Source organism: Virgisporangium aurantiacum, assembly GCF_016863635.1.
Lineage (GTDB): Bacteria > Actinomycetota > Actinomycetes > Mycobacteriales > Micromonosporaceae > Virgisporangium > Virgisporangium aurantiacum.
Window position 1 is genome coordinate 52,251 of record NZ_BOPG01000009.1, and the last position, 15,211, is coordinate 67,461.

The 15,211-nt window shown below is 72.1% G+C and carries 16 protein-coding genes; 7 read left to right on the plus strand and 9 right to left on the minus strand.

Going from position 1 to position 15,211, the window contains the following annotated elements; all coding sequences use genetic code 11:
* Positions 1-40: 40 nt before the first annotated feature.
* Entirely contained in the window at positions 41-877 is an 837-nt protein-coding gene (locus Vau01_RS06010; RefSeq protein ID WP_239151347.1) for an SDR family NAD(P)-dependent oxidoreductase, read from the plus strand.
* Here the strand turns inward: Vau01_RS06010 and Vau01_RS06015 are convergent.
* Genes Vau01_RS06015 through Vau01_RS06025 form a run of 3 tightly spaced genes read right to left on the minus strand, consistent with a single transcriptional unit; the run spans position 874 to position 2,742 of the window.
* Positions 874-1,347: a hypothetical protein gene (locus tag Vau01_RS06015; RefSeq protein WP_203988150.1), complete on the minus strand. Its 474-nt coding sequence runs from the start codon at positions 1,345-1,347 to the stop codon at positions 874-876. The genes Vau01_RS06010 and Vau01_RS06015 overlap by 4 nt on opposite strands.
* Before the next feature lie 9 nt (positions 1,348-1,356).
* A complete protein-coding gene (amrA, locus tag Vau01_RS06020; RefSeq protein ID WP_203988151.1) occupies positions 1,357-1,956 on the minus strand; it encodes an AmmeMemoRadiSam system protein A in 600 nt (199 codons plus the stop codon).
* Between the two features lie 30 nt (positions 1,957-1,986).
* Positions 1,987-2,742, minus strand: coding sequence for an HAD family hydrolase (locus Vau01_RS06025; RefSeq protein WP_239151348.1), 756 nt, complete (start codon positions 2,740-2,742; stop codon positions 1,987-1,989).
* Positions 2,743-2,807: 65 nt separating this feature from the next.
* Here Vau01_RS06025 and Vau01_RS06030 point away from each other — a divergent pair, with 65 nt between their 5' ends.
* Genes Vau01_RS06030 through Vau01_RS06045 form a run of 4 tightly spaced genes read left to right on the plus strand, consistent with a single transcriptional unit; the run spans position 2,808 to position 6,882 of the window.
* Positions 2,808-3,764 (plus strand): DMT family transporter, encoded by a 957-nt coding sequence (locus Vau01_RS06030; RefSeq protein ID WP_203988152.1) that lies wholly within the window; start codon positions 2,808-2,810, stop codon positions 3,762-3,764.
* Between the two features lie 24 nt (positions 3,765-3,788).
* Positions 3,789-5,060 carry a magnesium transporter MgtE N-terminal domain-containing protein gene (locus Vau01_RS06035; protein WP_203988153.1) on the plus strand — a complete coding sequence of 424 codons (1,272 nt, stop codon included), beginning with the start codon at positions 3,789-3,791 and terminating at the stop codon, positions 5,058-5,060.
* Positions 5,053-5,682, plus strand: coding sequence for a DUF1003 domain-containing protein (locus Vau01_RS06040; RefSeq protein WP_203988154.1), 630 nt, complete (start codon positions 5,053-5,055; stop codon positions 5,680-5,682). The genes Vau01_RS06035 and Vau01_RS06040 overlap by 8 nt, the downstream gene beginning before the upstream one ends.
* Positions 5,683-5,700: 18 nt before the next feature.
* Positions 5,701-6,882, plus strand: a complete 1,182-nt coding sequence (locus Vau01_RS06045) for an Mrp/NBP35 family ATP-binding protein (protein ID WP_203988155.1) — start codon at positions 5,701-5,703, stop codon at positions 6,880-6,882.
* On the opposite strand, the gene Vau01_RS06050 is transcribed toward Vau01_RS06045, so the two are convergent.
* The 4 genes from Vau01_RS06050 to Vau01_RS06065 all read right to left on the minus strand — a co-directional run bounded on the left by Vau01_RS06050 (position 6,879) and on the right by Vau01_RS06065 (position 11,461).
* Complete coding sequence (locus tag Vau01_RS06050; RefSeq protein ID WP_239151349.1) at positions 6,879-8,468, minus strand: glycoside hydrolase family 13 protein; 1,590 nt, start codon at positions 8,466-8,468, stop codon at positions 6,879-6,881. The two genes, Vau01_RS06045 and Vau01_RS06050, sit on opposite strands and share 4 nt — an antisense overlap.
* Positions 8,469-8,712: 244 nt before the next feature.
* Positions 8,713-9,717, minus strand: a complete 1,005-nt coding sequence (locus Vau01_RS06055) for a LacI family DNA-binding transcriptional regulator (protein ID WP_203988158.1) — start codon at positions 9,715-9,717, stop codon at positions 8,713-8,715.
* A gap of 38 nt (positions 9,718-9,755) precedes the next feature.
* The gene (locus Vau01_RS06060) at positions 9,756-10,196 is read right to left on the minus strand and encodes a twin-arginine translocase TatA/TatE family subunit (protein WP_203988160.1); all 441 of its coding nucleotides are present in this window, start codon (positions 10,194-10,196) and stop codon (positions 9,756-9,758) included.
* A 17-nt stretch (positions 10,197-10,213) separates the two neighbouring features.
* Positions 10,214-11,461, minus strand: a complete 1,248-nt coding sequence (locus Vau01_RS06065) for a S1C family serine protease (protein ID WP_239151350.1) — start codon at positions 11,459-11,461, stop codon at positions 10,214-10,216.
* A gap of 64 nt (positions 11,462-11,525) precedes the next feature.
* On the opposite strand from Vau01_RS06065, the gene Vau01_RS06070 reads away from it, so the two are divergent.
* On the plus strand, positions 11,526-12,227 hold the full coding sequence (locus Vau01_RS06070) for an O-methyltransferase (RefSeq protein ID WP_373320179.1): 702 nt from the start codon (positions 11,526-11,528) through the stop codon (positions 12,225-12,227).
* Positions 12,228-12,266: 39 nt separating this feature from the next.
* Complete coding sequence (locus Vau01_RS06075) at positions 12,267-13,211, plus strand: DNA-3-methyladenine glycosylase family protein (RefSeq protein WP_203988164.1); 945 nt, start codon at positions 12,267-12,269, stop codon at positions 13,209-13,211.
* A gap of 1 nt (position 13,212) precedes the next feature.
* On the opposite strand, the gene Vau01_RS06080 is transcribed toward Vau01_RS06075, so the two are convergent.
* Together Vau01_RS06080 and Vau01_RS06085 are read right to left on the minus strand one after the other, a co-directional pair.
* A complete protein-coding gene (locus Vau01_RS06080) occupies positions 13,213-14,709 on the minus strand; it encodes a leucyl aminopeptidase family protein (protein ID WP_203988165.1) in 1,497 nt (498 codons plus the stop codon).
* Positions 14,710-14,887: 178 nt separating this feature from the next.
* Complete coding sequence (locus Vau01_RS06085) at positions 14,888-15,055, minus strand: DUF3117 domain-containing protein (protein WP_203934190.1); 168 nt, start codon at positions 15,053-15,055, stop codon at positions 14,888-14,890.
* Positions 15,056-15,211 lie beyond the last annotated feature (156 nt).

Here is a 15,211-nt window from a genome sequence, read left to right on the forward strand (position 1 = left end):
TGACGCTGCCCGGTGACCGCGGCGCAGGTAGCCTCGGCGCGTGGCTGGGGCAGCGCGCGATCTCACGGGTCAGGTCATTCTCATCACCGGGGCCAGTTCCGGTATCGGTCTCGCCGCCGCGACGGCCCTCGCCGCGCGCGGCGCCGGCATCGTCATAGTCGGGCGGGACAAGGACCGGCTGCGCGAGGCCGTGAGCCAGGTCGCCGCCGCGGGCGGGCCGCGCCCGCTGTCGTACGAGGCCGACTTCACCCGCCTCGACGACGTGCACCTGCTCGCCGACCAGTTGCGGCAACGGTTGCGGCGCATCGACGTGCTGGCCAGCAACGCCGGGCTGGTCGTGCTGGGCAAGAAGACCACGGTGGACGGTCACGAGGAGACCGTGCAGGTCAACCACCTCGGCGGGTTCCTGCTGGCGCACCTGGTAAGGGAGCAGTTGCGCGGCGGACGGCTCGTCGTCACGTCGTCCGACGTGCACAAGAGCCGCGGGATCGACCCGGCCAACCTGTCGGCGAACACGGGCTGGGCCGCCTACAGCGCGAGCAAGTCGGCGAACATCCTGTTCGCCCAGGAGGCGAACCGCCGCTGGCCCGATGTCACCGCGGTCAGCTTCCACCCCGGCGTCGTGCGTAGCCGGTTCTCGTCCGGCACCCTGATGCGGCCGCTGTTCTCGATCAACCCGTTCCTGATCAGCCCGGCGAAGGGCGCCGACACGCTGGTGTGGCTGGCGTCGGCGCAACCGAACGAGCTTCAGCCGGGCGGGTTCTACGTCAAGCGCACGTTGAAGACGCCGGCCGCGCACGCGACGGACCAGCAGACAGCGGCGCGGCTCTGGGACGCGAGCCTGGCCGCGGTCGGCATCGGCTGGGCCAGCCCCTAACGTCTGGGCTGCCGGACGCGGTGCAGGCGGAACGGCCGCTTGGTCTCCCGGGCCGCCGGGGTCGGGCGCGGCGGTTCGGCGAGCGATCCGCCCGGTAGGTCGGTTCCGGTGGTCGCGTCGGCGCCGGGCCGCAGCGCGTAGACACCGCATTCGGACGCCCACCGCGCGACCACCTCGTCGGTGGTGCCGACGGCGTTGAGCCGCTTGCCGGCCAACTGCGCGGCGACCTTCTCCCACTCCTCGCCGCCCGGTTCGACCCGGGACACGACGGCCGCCCAGGTGACCACCCGGCCGCCGTGGTCGCCCCGCAGGGTGACCTCGACGCCGCCGAGGAGGTCGCCCAGATCCTGTTCACCGGGCCCGCTCACGACGTAGAGCGCGTCGTCGAACCAGGCGCACCAGGCGAGCCTTCCGTTGAGCCACGCCACGGCCGCCTTCTTGCCGACCTCGCCCACCAGCGGATGCGCCATCGCCACAGCTTAGAGCGGATCGCGCGGAGCGGGGTCGCGGTACTCGGCGGTGGTGTAGGTCGAGGCGGTCAGGCCGGTCGGCCAGTCACCGGGGGGCCAGCCGCCCTTGGCCAGCAGGGCGTCGACGAACCGCTCGGGGTCGGTCATCTTGGCCCACACCGCGGGCAGGAACGTGGCCCGGCGCTGCCCGTCGGTGATCAGCACGCCGTCGACGCCGGGGCGCAGTGCCGCCACGAACGCGGCCCGCGAACCGGCCGGGATCGGGCCTCCGGGCGTCAGCACCGCGACCTTGATGTCGAGCGCCGGCCACTCGGCCGCCTCGACCGGTGGCAGGCGCGGGTCGCGCATGGCCCGCTCGGCGTTGCGGATCACGTCGAGGTAGAGCGGCCGGGCGGCCTCGATGGTGCCGATGCACCCGCGGAGCCTGCCGGCCGCCTCCAGCGTGACGAACGACGCGCCGGGTAGCGCCAGGACCGCGCGGCCCGGAGTCTCCTCGGGCACCGGCCGGCCAGCCAGCCGGGCCTGCACCACCGCCGCGGCGAGGTGCACCAGGGCGGCGCCGTCGGCGGGCTCGACCACGACGTCGACAGCGGAACGAGAGGGGATCATGGTGCCCTCCTCCATACCGGAGGATCGGGATCAGACGTCGATTCTCTCGCCGGGCCGGCCAAGATCGCCACCAGAAGCGGTCAGCAGCCCGTCGATCAGCGGCAGCAGGTCGCTGAGCGAGTCCACCGACGGTCCCTGGAACGCCGTGTCGGGCCGGAACGTCAGGTGGCCGGCGAGGTCCGGGGCGGCCAGGCGGATCGCGCGCATGCCGACCGCGACGGCGCCGCTGAGTTCCTCGCTGCCGCCGTCACCCACGTACAGGCAGTCGGCGGGCGACAGCCCGAGCCGGTCGCACGCCGCCAGGAACATCGCCGGGTGCGGCTTGCACCGGCCGATCCGCACCGAGTAGATCCGCGCGTCGAGCAGCGGGAACACCGGCAACTCGGGCAACAGTTCGGGGAGTTCGTACCAGCAGTCGCTCACCAGCGCGGTGCGCAGGCCGCGCCGGCGCAGGCCGGTGAGCACCGGCACGGCGTCCGGCCGCAGCGGCCCGTCGGCGCCGACCGTCGCGACGCGCTCGCCGCGCACCGAGCGCACGGCGTGCCGGGACGGTCGCGCGCCGAGGACCATGGCCAGCCCGTAGAGGACGTCGACCGGCTGGCCGAGGCGGCCACTGGCCCGCATGTAGAAGGTGCGCGACATCAGGTCGAGCCACTGCTCCGGTTCGCAGCCGAGGCGACGGGCCATCTCGGCGTGTGCCGGGCCCTGCCGGACGGCCCTGGTCAGCGTGCCGAAGTAGTCGAAGACAACGGCTCGGGGCCGCGCTGTCAGCAGAAAGTCACTCACAGTTGTCGCTACGTACCCAGCCCTCGATTTCTACCAAACGTGTCTGAATTGCGACTCTGTGCAACATGGCACGATGGGGCACCGTGTCCCGGCTCGGCTTTCCGGTGGTCCTCGCGTTGTGCGTCGCGGTGGTGAGCGTGTCGACGTCCGCTCCGCTGATCGCGTACGCGGCGGCACCGGCGCTCGCGCTGGCGTTCTGGCGCAACGCGTTGTCGCTCGCCGTGCTCGGGCCGGCGGCCGCCACCCGGGGCCGGGCCCAGTTCGCCGACCTGGTCGCCCGCGACCGCCGCACGCTGGGGGTGTGCGGGCTCAGCGGGCTCGCGCTCGCCGTCCACTTCGGGACGTGGGTGCCGAGCGCCAAGCTGACGACCGTCGCGACCGCGACGGCGCTGGTCTGCACGACCCCGATCTGGTCGGCGATGATCGCCACCGCGCAGGGCACCCGGCTGCCGCGCGTCACCTGGATCGGCATCACCATCGCGGTCGTCGGCGCGGTTCTCGCGACCGGCGCCGACTTCGCGGTCTCCGGTTCCTTGACTGGCGGAGCGGTGCTCGGCGACGTGCTCGCGCTGATCGGCGGCGTGGCCGGCGCGGTGTACTTCGCGCTGGGCGAGCGGGCCCGCACGGTGGTCAGCACCACCGTCTACTCCTCCACCGTCTACTCGGTCTGCGCGCTCGCGCTGCTGGTCGTGTGCCTGGCCACCGGCACGGAGATGGTCGACTTCCCGGCCATGACGTGGCTCGCCATCGTCGGCACGACGGTGTTCCCCCAACTGCTCGGCCACACGATGGTCAACTACTCGCTGCGGCGCGTGTCCGCCACGACCGTCAACGTGCTGCTGCTCCTGGAGGTCCCCGGCGCCACGCTGCTCGGCTGGCTGCTGATCGACCAGCTTCCCGATGCGCGCAGCGTGCCCGGTCTCGCGATTCTCACCGTCGGGGTCGCGGTGGTCATGATCGGCGCGGCCCGCGCGTCCAGGGCAACCGCCATCGAGGACGCGGCACAGCAGCCGACCCTGTAACCGGGCGTCCCCTAGGCTGTTGAGGTGACGACCGCGACCCGGATCTTCCTGGCCCGCGTCGCGAGCATCCCCGTCTTCGACCCGAACGGCGACCAGGTGGGGCGGGTGCGCGACGCGGTCGCCCGTCCCCGGGCCGCCGGCGCGCCCCGGGTGGTCGGCCTGGTGGCCGAGATGCCGATGCGCCGGCGGATCTTCCTGCCGATCGGCCGGGTCGACGCGATCGAGCCGGAAGCGGTGGTGCTCGGCACCGGCACGCTCAACCTGCGCCGGTTCGAGAAGCGCCAGGGCGAACTCCTCGTGCTGGAGCAACTGCTCGACCGCCGCGTCACGGTGGTCGCGACGGACGCCGCCGCCGCGGTCGCCGACGTCGCGATGGAGCTCGACCGGGCCGGAAACTGGTCGCTGACCAGGGTGGCCATCCGCGAGTACACCGGCCGGCTCACCCGGCGCGGCCAGCTCCGCCAGGTCGCCTGGTCGGAACTGCGCGGCCTCACCGGCGTCGGCGACCACCACGGCATCGCCGGCCTCCTCGCGGTGCTGCACGACCTGCGCCCGGCCGACCTGGCCAACGCCCTGCAGGACCTGAGCGAGAAGCGCCGGTTCGAGGTGGCCGAGGCGCTCGACGACGAGCGGCTCGCCGACGTGCTGGAGGAGCTGCCCGAGCAGGACCAGATCGAGATCCTCGCGGCGCTGGCACCGGAACGCGCGGCCGACATCCTCGAGGAGATGAACCCCGACGACGCGGCCGACCTGCTCGCCGAGCTGCCCCAGGGTGAGCAGGAGGCGCTGCTCGACCTCATGGAGCCCGACGAGGCCCAGCCGGTGCGGCAACTGCTCGCCTACACCGAGGGCACGGCCGGTTCGGTGATGACGTCCGAGCCGGTGATCCTCGCTCCCGACGCCACCGTCGCCGAGGCGCTCGCCCGGATCCGGGAGCCCCAGCTCGCACCCGCCGTGGCGGCACAGGTGTTCGTGGCCCGGCCGCCGATGGCCACGCCGACCGGCCGGTACCTCGGCGTGGTGTTCTTCCAGCGGCTGCTGCGTGAGCCGCCGTCGGCGCTGGTCGGCGGCATGATCGACAGTGACCTCGACCCGCTGTTGCCGTCGGCGCCGCTCGGCGAGATCACCCAGCGGATGGCCACCTACAACCTGGTCGCCATGCCCGTGGTCGACGAGAAGGACCGGCTGGTCGGCGCCGTCACCGTCGACGACGTCCTCGACCATCTGCTGCCCCGCGACTGGCGTGACCGCGACAGCGTGGTGGCCTCCAGCGACCTCGGGGTCTCCCATGGCTGACCGTGCTTCCGACCGGCAGCGGCTCGACCAGCCGCGCGACCCGCGTCGCATCTCGCTCCCGCGCTGGGACCCGGAGGCGTTCGGCCGGCTCTCCGAGGGCATCGCCCGGTTCATGGGCACGGCCCGGTTCCTCGTCTACATGACCGTGTTCATCCTGGCCTGGATCGTCTGGAACACGGTCGCCCCGAAGGGCATGCGGTTCGACCCGTACACGTTCACGTTCCTCACGCTGATCCTGTCGTTGCAGGCCTCGTACGCGGCGCCGCTGATCCTGTTGGCGCAGAACCGTCAGGCCGACCGCGACCGCCTCACCATGGAGGAGGACCGGCGACGGGCGCAGGCCCAGAAGGCCGACACCGAGTACCTGGCCCGGGAGATCGCCTCGCTGCGGATCGCGATGGGTGAGGTCGCCACCCGCGACTTCCTCCGCGGCGAGCTGTCCCGGATGGCCGAGGAACTCGACGACGCCGCGCACCGCCGCAGCAAGGCCGACCGCAAGGAGATACGCAAGCAGGTGCGCGCCGCCAGCACGTCGCTCTCCGAGCCGATCGCCGACGCCGACGCCGCGGCCGACGGCTACGACGACGACGAGGTCCTGGACGAGCCGGCGCCCCGTCGGTAGGTGGGTAGCATGGCTGGAATGTCAGCCCCTGCACCAACGCTCGACGAGGCCGTCACCACCGCGCTGGCCAACGTCCAGGACCCGGAGATCCGGCGCCCGATCACGGAACTCGGCATGGTCAAGTCGGTGTCGGTTGGACCCGACGGGGTGGCCCACATCGGCATCCTGCTCACCGTGTCGGGCTGCCCACTCAAAGACAAGCTGCGCACAGACATCACCGCCGCGGCCACGTCGGTCGCCGGCGTCACCGCCGTCGACATCGACTTCGGGGCGATGACCGCCGAGCAGCGCCAGGAGCTGCAGGCCCGGCTGCGCGGCGGCGGTGGTGGCGGCCACGAGGGGCACGGCCACGGTGGTGGTGCCGAGCCGGTGATCCCGTTCGCCCAGCCGGAGTCGCGTACCCGCGTCTACGCGGTGGCCAGCGGCAAGGGCGGCGTCGGCAAGTCGAGCGTCACCGTGAACCTGGCCGCGGCGCTGGCCAAGCGCGGCCTGTCGGTCGGCGTGGTCGACGCCGACATCTACGGGCACTCGGTGCCGCGCATGCTGGGCGTCGACGGCGGGCCGACCCGCGTCGAAGACATGATCATGCCGCCGCAGGCGGCCCTCGGGATCAAGGTCATCTCGATCGGCATGTTCACCCCGGGCAACGCCGCGGTGGTGTGGCGCGGGCCGATGCTGCACCGCGCGCTGCAGCAGTTCCTCGCCGACGTCTACTGGGGCGACCTCGACGTGCTGCTCCTCGACCTGCCGCCGGGCACCGGCGACGTGGCCATCTCGCTGGCCCAGTTGCTGCCCAGCGCGGAGATCCTCGTGGTCACGACGCCGCAGCAGGCCGCCGCCGAGGTGGCCGAGCGGGCCGGTGCGATCGCGTTGCAGACCCACCAGCGCATCATCGGCGTGGTCGAGAACATGTCGTGGCTGGAGCTGCCCGACGGCACCCGCATGAACGTCTTCGGCGAGGGCGGCGGCCAGTCCGTCGCCGACTCCCTCACCCAGGGGATCGGCGCGAAGGTCCCGCTGCTGGGCCAGATCCCGCTGGAGCCGAAGGTCCGCGAGACGGGTGACGCCGGAACCCCGATCGTGCTCGCCGACCCCGAGTCGCCGGCGGCGAAGGCGTTGACGGCGGTGGCCGACACCCTGGCCGTCCGGCGTGACTCGTTGGTGGGCAAGCGGTTGGGCCTCCGCCCGGCCGGTCGCTAGCGCCGTAGCCAGGCGGTGGCGTCGCTCGGAAGCTTGCCGTCTTCCAGCGGAATGCTCGTCAGCAGTACCTCGGTATGCGGCGGGAGCTCCACCGCGTCGGCGCTCAGGTTGGCGACGCAGGTGAAGCCGGGGTCGCGGTCGAACGACAGGGTGCCTTCCGCGGCGTCGTCCCGCCAGGTGATCTCCCCCGCGCCCAGCGCGTCCTCGGCCCGGCGGAGCTTCAGGGCCGCCCGGTAGAGGTTCAGCATCGAGTCCGGGTCGGCCGCCTCCGCCGTCGCCGTGTACGCGCGCCAGTCGGCGGGCTGCGGGAGCCACGGCGGGTCGTGGGCGTCGGCCGGGGAGAAGCCGAAGGGTGACGCCTCGCCGCTCCACGGGATCGGCACGCGGCAGCCGTCGCGACCCGGGTCGGTGTAGTTGGACCGCTGATAGAACGGGTCCTGGCGCAGCTCGTGGGGAATCTCGGTCTCCAGCTCCGGCAGGCCCAGTTCCTCGCCCTGGTACACGTAGACGCCGCCGGGCAGGGCCATCGCCAGCAACGCCGCGGCGCGCGCCCGCCGGGTGCCGAGTTCGAGGTCGCTCGGGGTGCCGAAGAGCTTGCCACCGAACGAGAACGTGGTGTCGGGCCGGCCGTAGCGGGTCACGTGCCGGGTGACGTCGTGGTTCGACAGGACCCAGGTGGCGTGCGCCGCCACCGGGGCATGCGCGGCCAGCGTGGCGTCCACACACGACCGCAGCACGGCCGGATCCCAGGCAGCGCTGAGGAACATGAAGTTGAACGCGGTGTGCAGTTCGTCGGGGCGCAGGTACGCGGCGAACCGCTCGTGGTCGGGCAGCCAGAGCTCGCCGATCAGCACGCGGTCGTCGGGGTACGAGTCGGTGACCCGGCGCCAGCTCCGGTAGATCTCGTGGATGCCGTCGCGGTCGGTGTAGGACTCGGGGTGTTCGAGGTCGAAGTCCTTGATGAGGACGGCGGCGGAGTCGATCCGGATGCCGTCGACGCCACGGTCGAGCCAGAACCGCAGCACGTCCTCGAACTCGGCGTGCACGTCGGGGTTCTGCCAGTTGAAGTCGGGCTGGCCGGGATCGAACAGGTGCAGGTACCACTGGCCGTCAGCGGTGCGGGTCCACGCCGGCCCGCCGAAGATGGACTCCCACTGGTTCGGGGGCTCAGCTCCGTCCGCTCCACGCCCGTCCCGAAAAATGAAGCGCGACCTTTCGGGCGAGCCGCGCCCCGCCGACAGCGCCGCTTTGAACCACGCGTGGTCGGTGGACCCGTGGTTCGGAACGATGTCGATGATCATGCGGATGCCGACGGAGTGCGCCTCCTCGATCAGCTTCTCCGCCTCGGCGAGCGTGCCGAACGCCGGGTCGATGGCGCGGTAGTCGGCCACGTCGTAGCCGCCGTCGGCCATCGGAGACGGGTACCACGGCGTCACCCATACGGCGTCGACGCCGAGCTCGGCCAGGTACGGCAGGCGCGACCGCAGGCCGGCGAGATCGCCGACGCCGTCGCCATTGCCGTCGGCGAAGCTGCGCACGTACACCTGGTAGATGGCCGCACCGGGCCACCATGCCTGAGTCGACACGTAGTACCTGCTCTCTGGGTCCGGCCTAGCCAAAAGGCTAGGCCGCGTCCCCACAAGAAGTAAACACATCCCCGCAAGAAATCCACAAAACCCCGCACCGCACTGCTGTTCAGCCCGCAACCCCCGACCAGCGCGGCGCACATGCGCTACCCAGCCGTCGATCTTGCAGTTGTGGTGGCCTACAAAGCGTCGCAAAACAGGGCGAGCCTGGCACCACAACTGCAAGATCGACGGACGTGAGGGGCTAGCGGGCCGGAGCCGTGGAGCCGCGGACGACCAGTTCGGGCTCGAAGAGGAGTTCGTCCGTCGAGATGGCGGCGCCGTCGATCTGGGCCACCAGGAGTTCGACCGCGGCGCGGCCCATGGACTCGATGGGCTGGCGGACCGTCGTCAGCGGCGGATCGGTGCAGTTCATGAACGCCGAGTCGTCGTAGCCGACCACCGACAGGTCGCCGGGCACCGAACGACCGGTGCGGCGGGCGGCCCGGATCGCCCCGAGCGCCAGCGGGTCGCTCGCGCAGACGATCCCGGTGATGCCGCGCTTGATCAGGCGGGTGGCGGCGGCCTGGCCGCTCTCGATGGAGAACATGCCGTGCTCGAACTGGTCGTCGTCGAGCTTGATGCCGGCGGCGGTCGCCGTTTCGCGGAACGCGATCTCCTTGCGCCGGGACGGGATGTGGTCGGGCGGCGCGAGCACCATGCCCACCCGGGTGTGGCCGAGGGCCAGCAGGTGGCCGAGCGCCTGCTCGACGGCGACCGCGTCGTCGCACGAGACGCGCGGGAAGTCGAGCTGGTCGATCGCCGCGTTGATCAGTACCGCCGGGAGCCGGCGCTCGACGATGCGACCGTAGTGCGCGTGCGGCGCGTCGGCCTGCGCGTAGAAGCCACCGGCGAAGATGATGCCGCTGACCTGGTGCGACAGCAGCAGTTCGACGTACTCGGCCTCGGTGACCCCGCCCGCCGTGCGGGTGCACAGCACCGGCGTGAAGCCCTGCTGGGCCAGCGCGCCACCGACCACCTCGGCGAACGCGGGGAAGATCGGGTTCTGCAGCTCCGGCAGCACCAGGCCGACCAGGCGGCCCCGGTCGCCGCGCAACTGGGTCGGCCGTTCGTAGCCGAGCACGTCGAGCGCGGTGAGCACGGCCTCGCGCGTGCTCTCGGAGACACCGGGCTTGCCGTTGAGCACCCGGCTGACCGTGGCCTCGCTGACCCCGACCTTCTTCGCCACTTCAGCAAGGCGACGCGTCATGGACGCAATCTTACGACAACAAGCGCAAGCGACTTACGTCATGTTGCGTCGTCGTACCGGACGGCCGATTTGGGGGCCGGTTCCGAACCGGCGGTCGCGCCGGTGACCGAACGGGTGGTCTCGCTCTTGTCCTTGTCGAGGTTCAACGCGTCGGCCGTGCTCTTGACCTCGTTGTACGCGCTGTCGGTGGTCTTCCGGACCTCGCGGTACGCCTCCTGGAACGGCTTGCGCAGCGCCTCTTCCTCGGCCTCGCTGAGCAGATGCTTGCGCAAGAACGTCTTCGGGTGCAGGTCTTCCAGTTCGATGTTCGTGCCGAGTTCGCGGGAGAGGTCGCTGGTGGCGTTGCGCGCCATCCCCCGCACTTTCCGCAAGAAGCCCATGGTGTCGGAGATCGCCTTGGGCAACCGGTCTGGGCCGATGATGAACAGCGCCAGCAGGATCAGCGCCATGATCTCGAGGCCACCGAGGTTCTCGAACACGTGCTGAAGCCTACGACCTAGTTGGCGTCCGCGGCCAGCGTCACCGAGGCGCTCTGGTCGGCGCCGCCGCGCTGGAACTTGACGCTGACCACCGCGCCCGGCGGGTACTTGCGGACCAGGGCCACCAGGTCTTCCGGGTCTTCCAGCGGGTCGTCCTCCAGCCGGAGGATCACGTCGCCGGCCTTGAGCCCGGCCTGCTCGGCCGGCCCACCGGCGGTGACGTTGGCCAGCTTCACGCCGCCGGCCGGGCTGTTGTAGGCGGGATCGGTCGACGCGCCGAGCACCGTACGGCGGGCCTTGCCCCGCTCGATGATGTCCTGCGCCTGCCGCTTCGCCTGGTTGATCGGGATCGCGAAGGCGAGGCCGACGTTGCCCGCGGTCTGCTGGTCGGTGGACAGCGACTTGATCACCGAGTTGATGCCGACCGCCCGGCCGGCCGCGTCGAACAGCGGGCCGCCGGAGTTGCCCTGGTTCACCGCGGCGTCGGTCTGGATCGCGGCGTAGTACCGCGGGCTGCTGCTCTCGCCCGCGACCACCGGCCGGTCGGTCGCGCTGACGATGCCGTAGGTGACGGTGTTCGACAGTGCCAGCGGCGCGCCGACCGCGATCACCGGGTCGCCGACCTGGATCGTGTCGGAGTCGGCGAACTCGACCGGCGGCAGGCCGGTCTGATCGATCTTCAGGACCGCGACGTCGGACTCGGTCTCGGTGCCGATCAGCCGCGCCGGCGCGGTGCGGCCGTCGGAGAAGGTGACGGTGATCGTGGCGCCGCCGTTGGGCCCGCCGACGACGTGGTCGTTGGTGAGCACGTACCCGTCGTTCGACACGATGAAGCCGGAGCCGAGGCTGCCGGAGTTGCCGGCCCGGGCCCGGATCGTCACCACGCTCGGCAGGACCTTCTTGACCACACCGGCCAGCGACTCGGGCGCCCGGTTGGCCGCCTCGGGCGGGCTGCCGCCGAGGTTGGACCCGCCGCCGAGGGGTGTTCCACCGCCGCCCCGCAGCGCGAACACGTAACCGAGCGTGCCGCCGAGCGCGCCGGCCAGCAGCGCGGTGATCACCGACACCATCAGCATCAGGCCGATGCCGCGACGCGGCGGGGGCGGCGGCGTCTCGAGCGGAACGGGCGGTGCGGCACCGGGTTGCGGCGGCGCGTAGACCACCGCGGAAGCCTGCGGATCCCGCCACGGATCGGTCAACGCGTCGGACCACCACACCTCACGGGCCTGCCCAGCGTCGCGCCGCCAGGGCGATCCGTCCGTCACGATCGGGGCTCCTTCATCGACCGGCATGCCACCGCCGGCCGGTGACACCTGTCCAGCATTGCACGTGGGCGCGCACCCCATCTGCCACGAACGCTCACTAGGCTCGGCCCGGGACGGGAGGAGGTGCGCGATCACCGCGCGGTTCGAGGCGCACGTCCGGGACTTCGCCAACGGCTACGTCGCGGAGGATCCGCTGCTCACGGCCGCCCGTGAATACGCTGACGAGCTCGGACTGGCGTCGGTCAGCCCGGCCGCGGGCGCCGCGCTCCGGTTGCTCGCCGCGGCCGGTGCGGCCCGCGCCGTGGTCGAGATCGGCACGGGGACGGGCGTGAGCGGGCTCTGGTTGCTCCGCGGCATGCGTCCCGACGGGGTCCTCACCACGATCGACGTGGAGGCCGAGCATCAGCGGGTGGCCCGGCGGGTGTTCGCGGCGGCGGGCCTGGCCCAGTCGCGTACCCGGATCATCACCGGCCGCGCCCGCGACGTGCTCCCCCGGCTCGCCGACGGCGTCTACGACCTGGTGTTCGTGCACCACGACCGGCTGGAGTACGCGGCGGCGACGGTGGCGGCCGGGCGCCTGCTGCGTCCCGGCGGACTGCTTGTTCTCGGTGACGCCTGGGGCAACGGCCGGCTCACCGACCCCACCGCCCGCGATCCCGGCACGGTGGCGCTCCGCGACGTCCTGAAGTCCCTGCGCGACGAGGACGGCTGGCTACCGGCTTTCCTCCCCACGCCCGACGGGCTGGCCTGCGCGGTACGCCGCTGACGCGTGCATTTTGTCGTACCCCCTGTCGAACCTGGACGCATGAGCCCCGTACTCGCGCACACCGCGCTCCTCGCAGCCGTCCCCCCGTACTCCCTGCCGGCGTCGCTCGCCGCCATGTCCGGCTTCCGCCCGTCCGCCGGCGACCAGTCGATCATGGTCGATCGCGTCCGCAAGGGGCTGGTCCATCCCGACGAGCCACGGGCGGCCGTCGTGGTCGAGGTCAGCGAGCGCCCCGACGGCCGGCCCGGCGTTCGGCTCGCCGTCCATTCCGAGCATCCGCTCTCCACCACCGGCGCCCGGCAGCTCGAACACCGGGTCGGCGCCTGGCTCAGCCTCGGCGACGATCTCCGGCCGCTGCTCGCCCTGGCGGCCGACGATCCGCCGGTGGCCGAGCTGCTGCCGTACGTCGCCGGGCTGCACCAGGTGCGGTTCACCTCGCTCGCCGAGGGTGCCACGTACTTCGCGCTCACCCAGCGGTCCACCCAGTGGTTCGCCACCGCGCGCAAGGCCCGCATCGCGTCGGAGCTGGGCCGGCGCATCACGTTCGAGGGCGAGACGTACGTGGCGTTCCCCGGCCTAGCCGAGCTGGTCGAGCTCGGGCCCGACGGGCTGTTCACGTTCGCCGGCAACGCCCAGCGGGCGCTGCGCCTGTCCGAGGTGCTCGGCGGCGTCGCCGGGCTCGACGAGTTGGCCCTGCGCACCGCGCCGTACGAAGACGCGCGGGCGATGCTGCTCGGCGTCCGGGGCATCGGCACGTTCACCGCCAACGCGATCCTGCTGCGGGTGCTCGGCCGGCCCGACGACGTCCCGCTGGAGATGGCCCAGTTCACCTCGGTCGCGGCCGAGATCTACGGATCGGGGGCGCCGTCGCCGGCCGAGCTCCGCGCGCGGTACGGCCCGTACGTCGGCTGGTGGGCGTACCTGTGCCGAACGGCGCTCGGCGTCCGCAAGCGGCAGTCGCGGATGGCGGATCAGGCGGCGTGAGTCAGCTGGCGGCCTGGGTCTCCAGCCAGCGGAGGAGGGTGCGGACGCCCCAGCCGGTCGCACCCTTGGAGAGGTCGCCGTCCGTCTTGTCCGACCATGCCGGTGCCGACATGTCGAGGTGGGCCCAGCGGTCGCGGTAGTCGCCGGTGAACGCGCGCAGGAACAGCGCGGCCATCATCGCGCCGCCGCCGATCTCGGTGGAGTTGACGAGGTCGGTGTCGTCGCCGTCGAGGGCCTCGGTGTAGTCGTCGTGCAGCGGCAGCCGCCACATGCGTTCGCCGGCGTCGGCGCCCGCGGCGGTCAGTTCCTCGGCGAGCGCCTCGTTGTCGCTGAACAGCGCGGCGGTGCGCTTGCCGAGGGCAACGCTCTGCGCGCCGGTGAGGGTGGCCAGGTCCACCAGTACGTCGGGGCGCAGGCGCCGCACCGCGTACTGCAGCGCGTCGGCGAGGATCAGTCGGCCCTCGGCGTCGGTGTTGCGCACCTCGGTGGTGATGCCGCCGTAGTGGCGGATCACGTCGCCGGGCCGCATCGCCGCACCGCTCACCATGTTCTCCGCCAGCGGCACCAGCGCGGTGATCCGCACCGGCAGCCGGCGGGCCGCCGCCCCGAACGTCGCCGCCGCCACGGCGGCGCCACCACCCATGTCCTTGCGCATGAGCTTCATGCCGTCGCGGGTCTTGATGCAGACCCCGCCCGTGTCGAAGGTGATCCCCTTGCCCACCAGCACCACATGCCGCTTCGCCCCGCGCGGGCGCCACGAGATCTCGACGAACCGCGGGCCGCTCGCCGAGCCGCCGCCCACCGCGAGCACGCCGCCGAACCCTTCGGCCGCCAGCTGGGCCGGGTCGCGCACGGTCACGGTGACGCCGGTGAGGTCCCGGGCCTCGCGGACGAGCTGGCGGGCCATCCACTCCGGGGTCTTGCGGTCGCTCGGGGTGTTGGTGAGGTCGCGGGCCAGCATGGTCATCCGGGCCGCGGTGCGGGCCGTCTCCAGCGCGTCCGCCACGCTCGCCTCGGCGCCGGTCACCAGGGTCACCCAGCGCAGTTTCGGGCCGTCATCGTCGTCGCTGGTCAGGCTGAAGCGGTACGAAGCGAGCCACAGGCCCTCGGCCAGGCCGCGCACCTCGGCTTCGCCGCAGTCGGGCGGCAGCAGCACGGCCAGCCGCTCCTCGCCCTTGGCCTTGCGGGCCAGCGCCGCGCCGGCGGAGCGCCAGCCTGCCTCGTCGCCCGTGCCGACGCCGGCGAGTAGCAGCCGGGTCACCGGTTGCAGCGGCCGCACCCAGGTCTGCACCGAGCCGGCCTTGCCCTTGTGCTCGACCTCGCGCAGGAACGCGGCGAGTTCGTCCGCGTCGACGCCGGCCGGTGGGGTGCCGAGTACGTCGAGATCGCCCGTCTCGTCGGATTCGGCGTCATCCTCGGGTGCGGCCGCTTTGGCGACGGCCAGCGCCACCACCGTGGCGGAACGCGGTACCGCGCGCGCGAAGCGCAGGTCCAGCATCAGGTTTCTCCCGTGCCCGATTCCGGGCGGCAGTGGTCACCCGCCGGGCCACGGCGGGCGACGAACGTTCGGATCCGGCCCAACAACGAAACAGCCGACAGACGGACGGCCGGCGCACCATCGCAGATCGAAGGCGCGCCGGCACGTATCCCCGTACGAGCCGCGGTTCGAGCCGAGATCAGCCGGTGGCGGTCTTCAGCGCTTCGCTGAGCGCATTCGCCTCATCCGGAGTCATCTCGACGACCAGTCGGCCGCCACCTTCCAGCGGCACCCGCATGACGATGCCCCGGCCCTCCTTGGTGACCTCCAGCGGACCGTCACCCGTCCGCGGCTTCATGGCCGCCATCTTGTCTCCCCTCACATCAGCCAGTCGAGCTAAGTCACCCAGGCGCGGCGGTTCCCCTCGCAGGCCCGCACCCACATGCGACGTGCCACTTTCCGGCGAGCCGTGAGCCCGTCGGTTACGTGCCAACTTTTGATTTTCGCTGATAATGGCCCCAAG

Coding starts and splice junctions, on each gene's coding strand:
- Vau01_RS06015 (WP_203988150.1), bottom strand. CDS start 1,347: ATGGCGCATCCGCTGGTGGGCGAGGTCGGCAAGAAGGCGGCCGTGGCG.
- amrA (WP_203988151.1), bottom strand. CDS start 1,956: ATGATCCCCTCTCGTTCCGCTGTCGACGTCGTGGTCGAGCCCGCCGAC.
- Vau01_RS06030 (WP_203988152.1), top strand. CDS start 2,808: ATGGCACGATGGGGCACCGTGTCCCGGCTCGGCTTTCCGGTGGTCCTC.
- Vau01_RS06040 (WP_203988154.1), top strand. CDS start 5,053: ATGGCTGACCGTGCTTCCGACCGGCAGCGGCTCGACCAGCCGCGCGAC.
- Vau01_RS06045 (WP_203988155.1), top strand. CDS start 5,701: ATGTCAGCCCCTGCACCAACGCTCGACGAGGCCGTCACCACCGCGCTG.
- Vau01_RS06055 (WP_203988158.1), bottom strand. CDS start 9,717: ATGACGCGTCGCCTTGCTGAAGTGGCGAAGAAGGTCGGGGTCAGCGAG.
- Vau01_RS06075 (WP_203988164.1), top strand. CDS start 12,267: ATGAGCCCCGTACTCGCGCACACCGCGCTCCTCGCAGCCGTCCCCCCG.
- Vau01_RS06080 (WP_203988165.1), bottom strand. CDS start 14,709: ATGCTGGACCTGCGCTTCGCGCGCGCGGTACCGCGTTCCGCCACGGTG.
- Vau01_RS06085 (WP_203934190.1), bottom strand. CDS start 15,055: ATGGCGGCCATGAAGCCGCGGACGGGTGACGGTCCGCTGGAGGTCACC.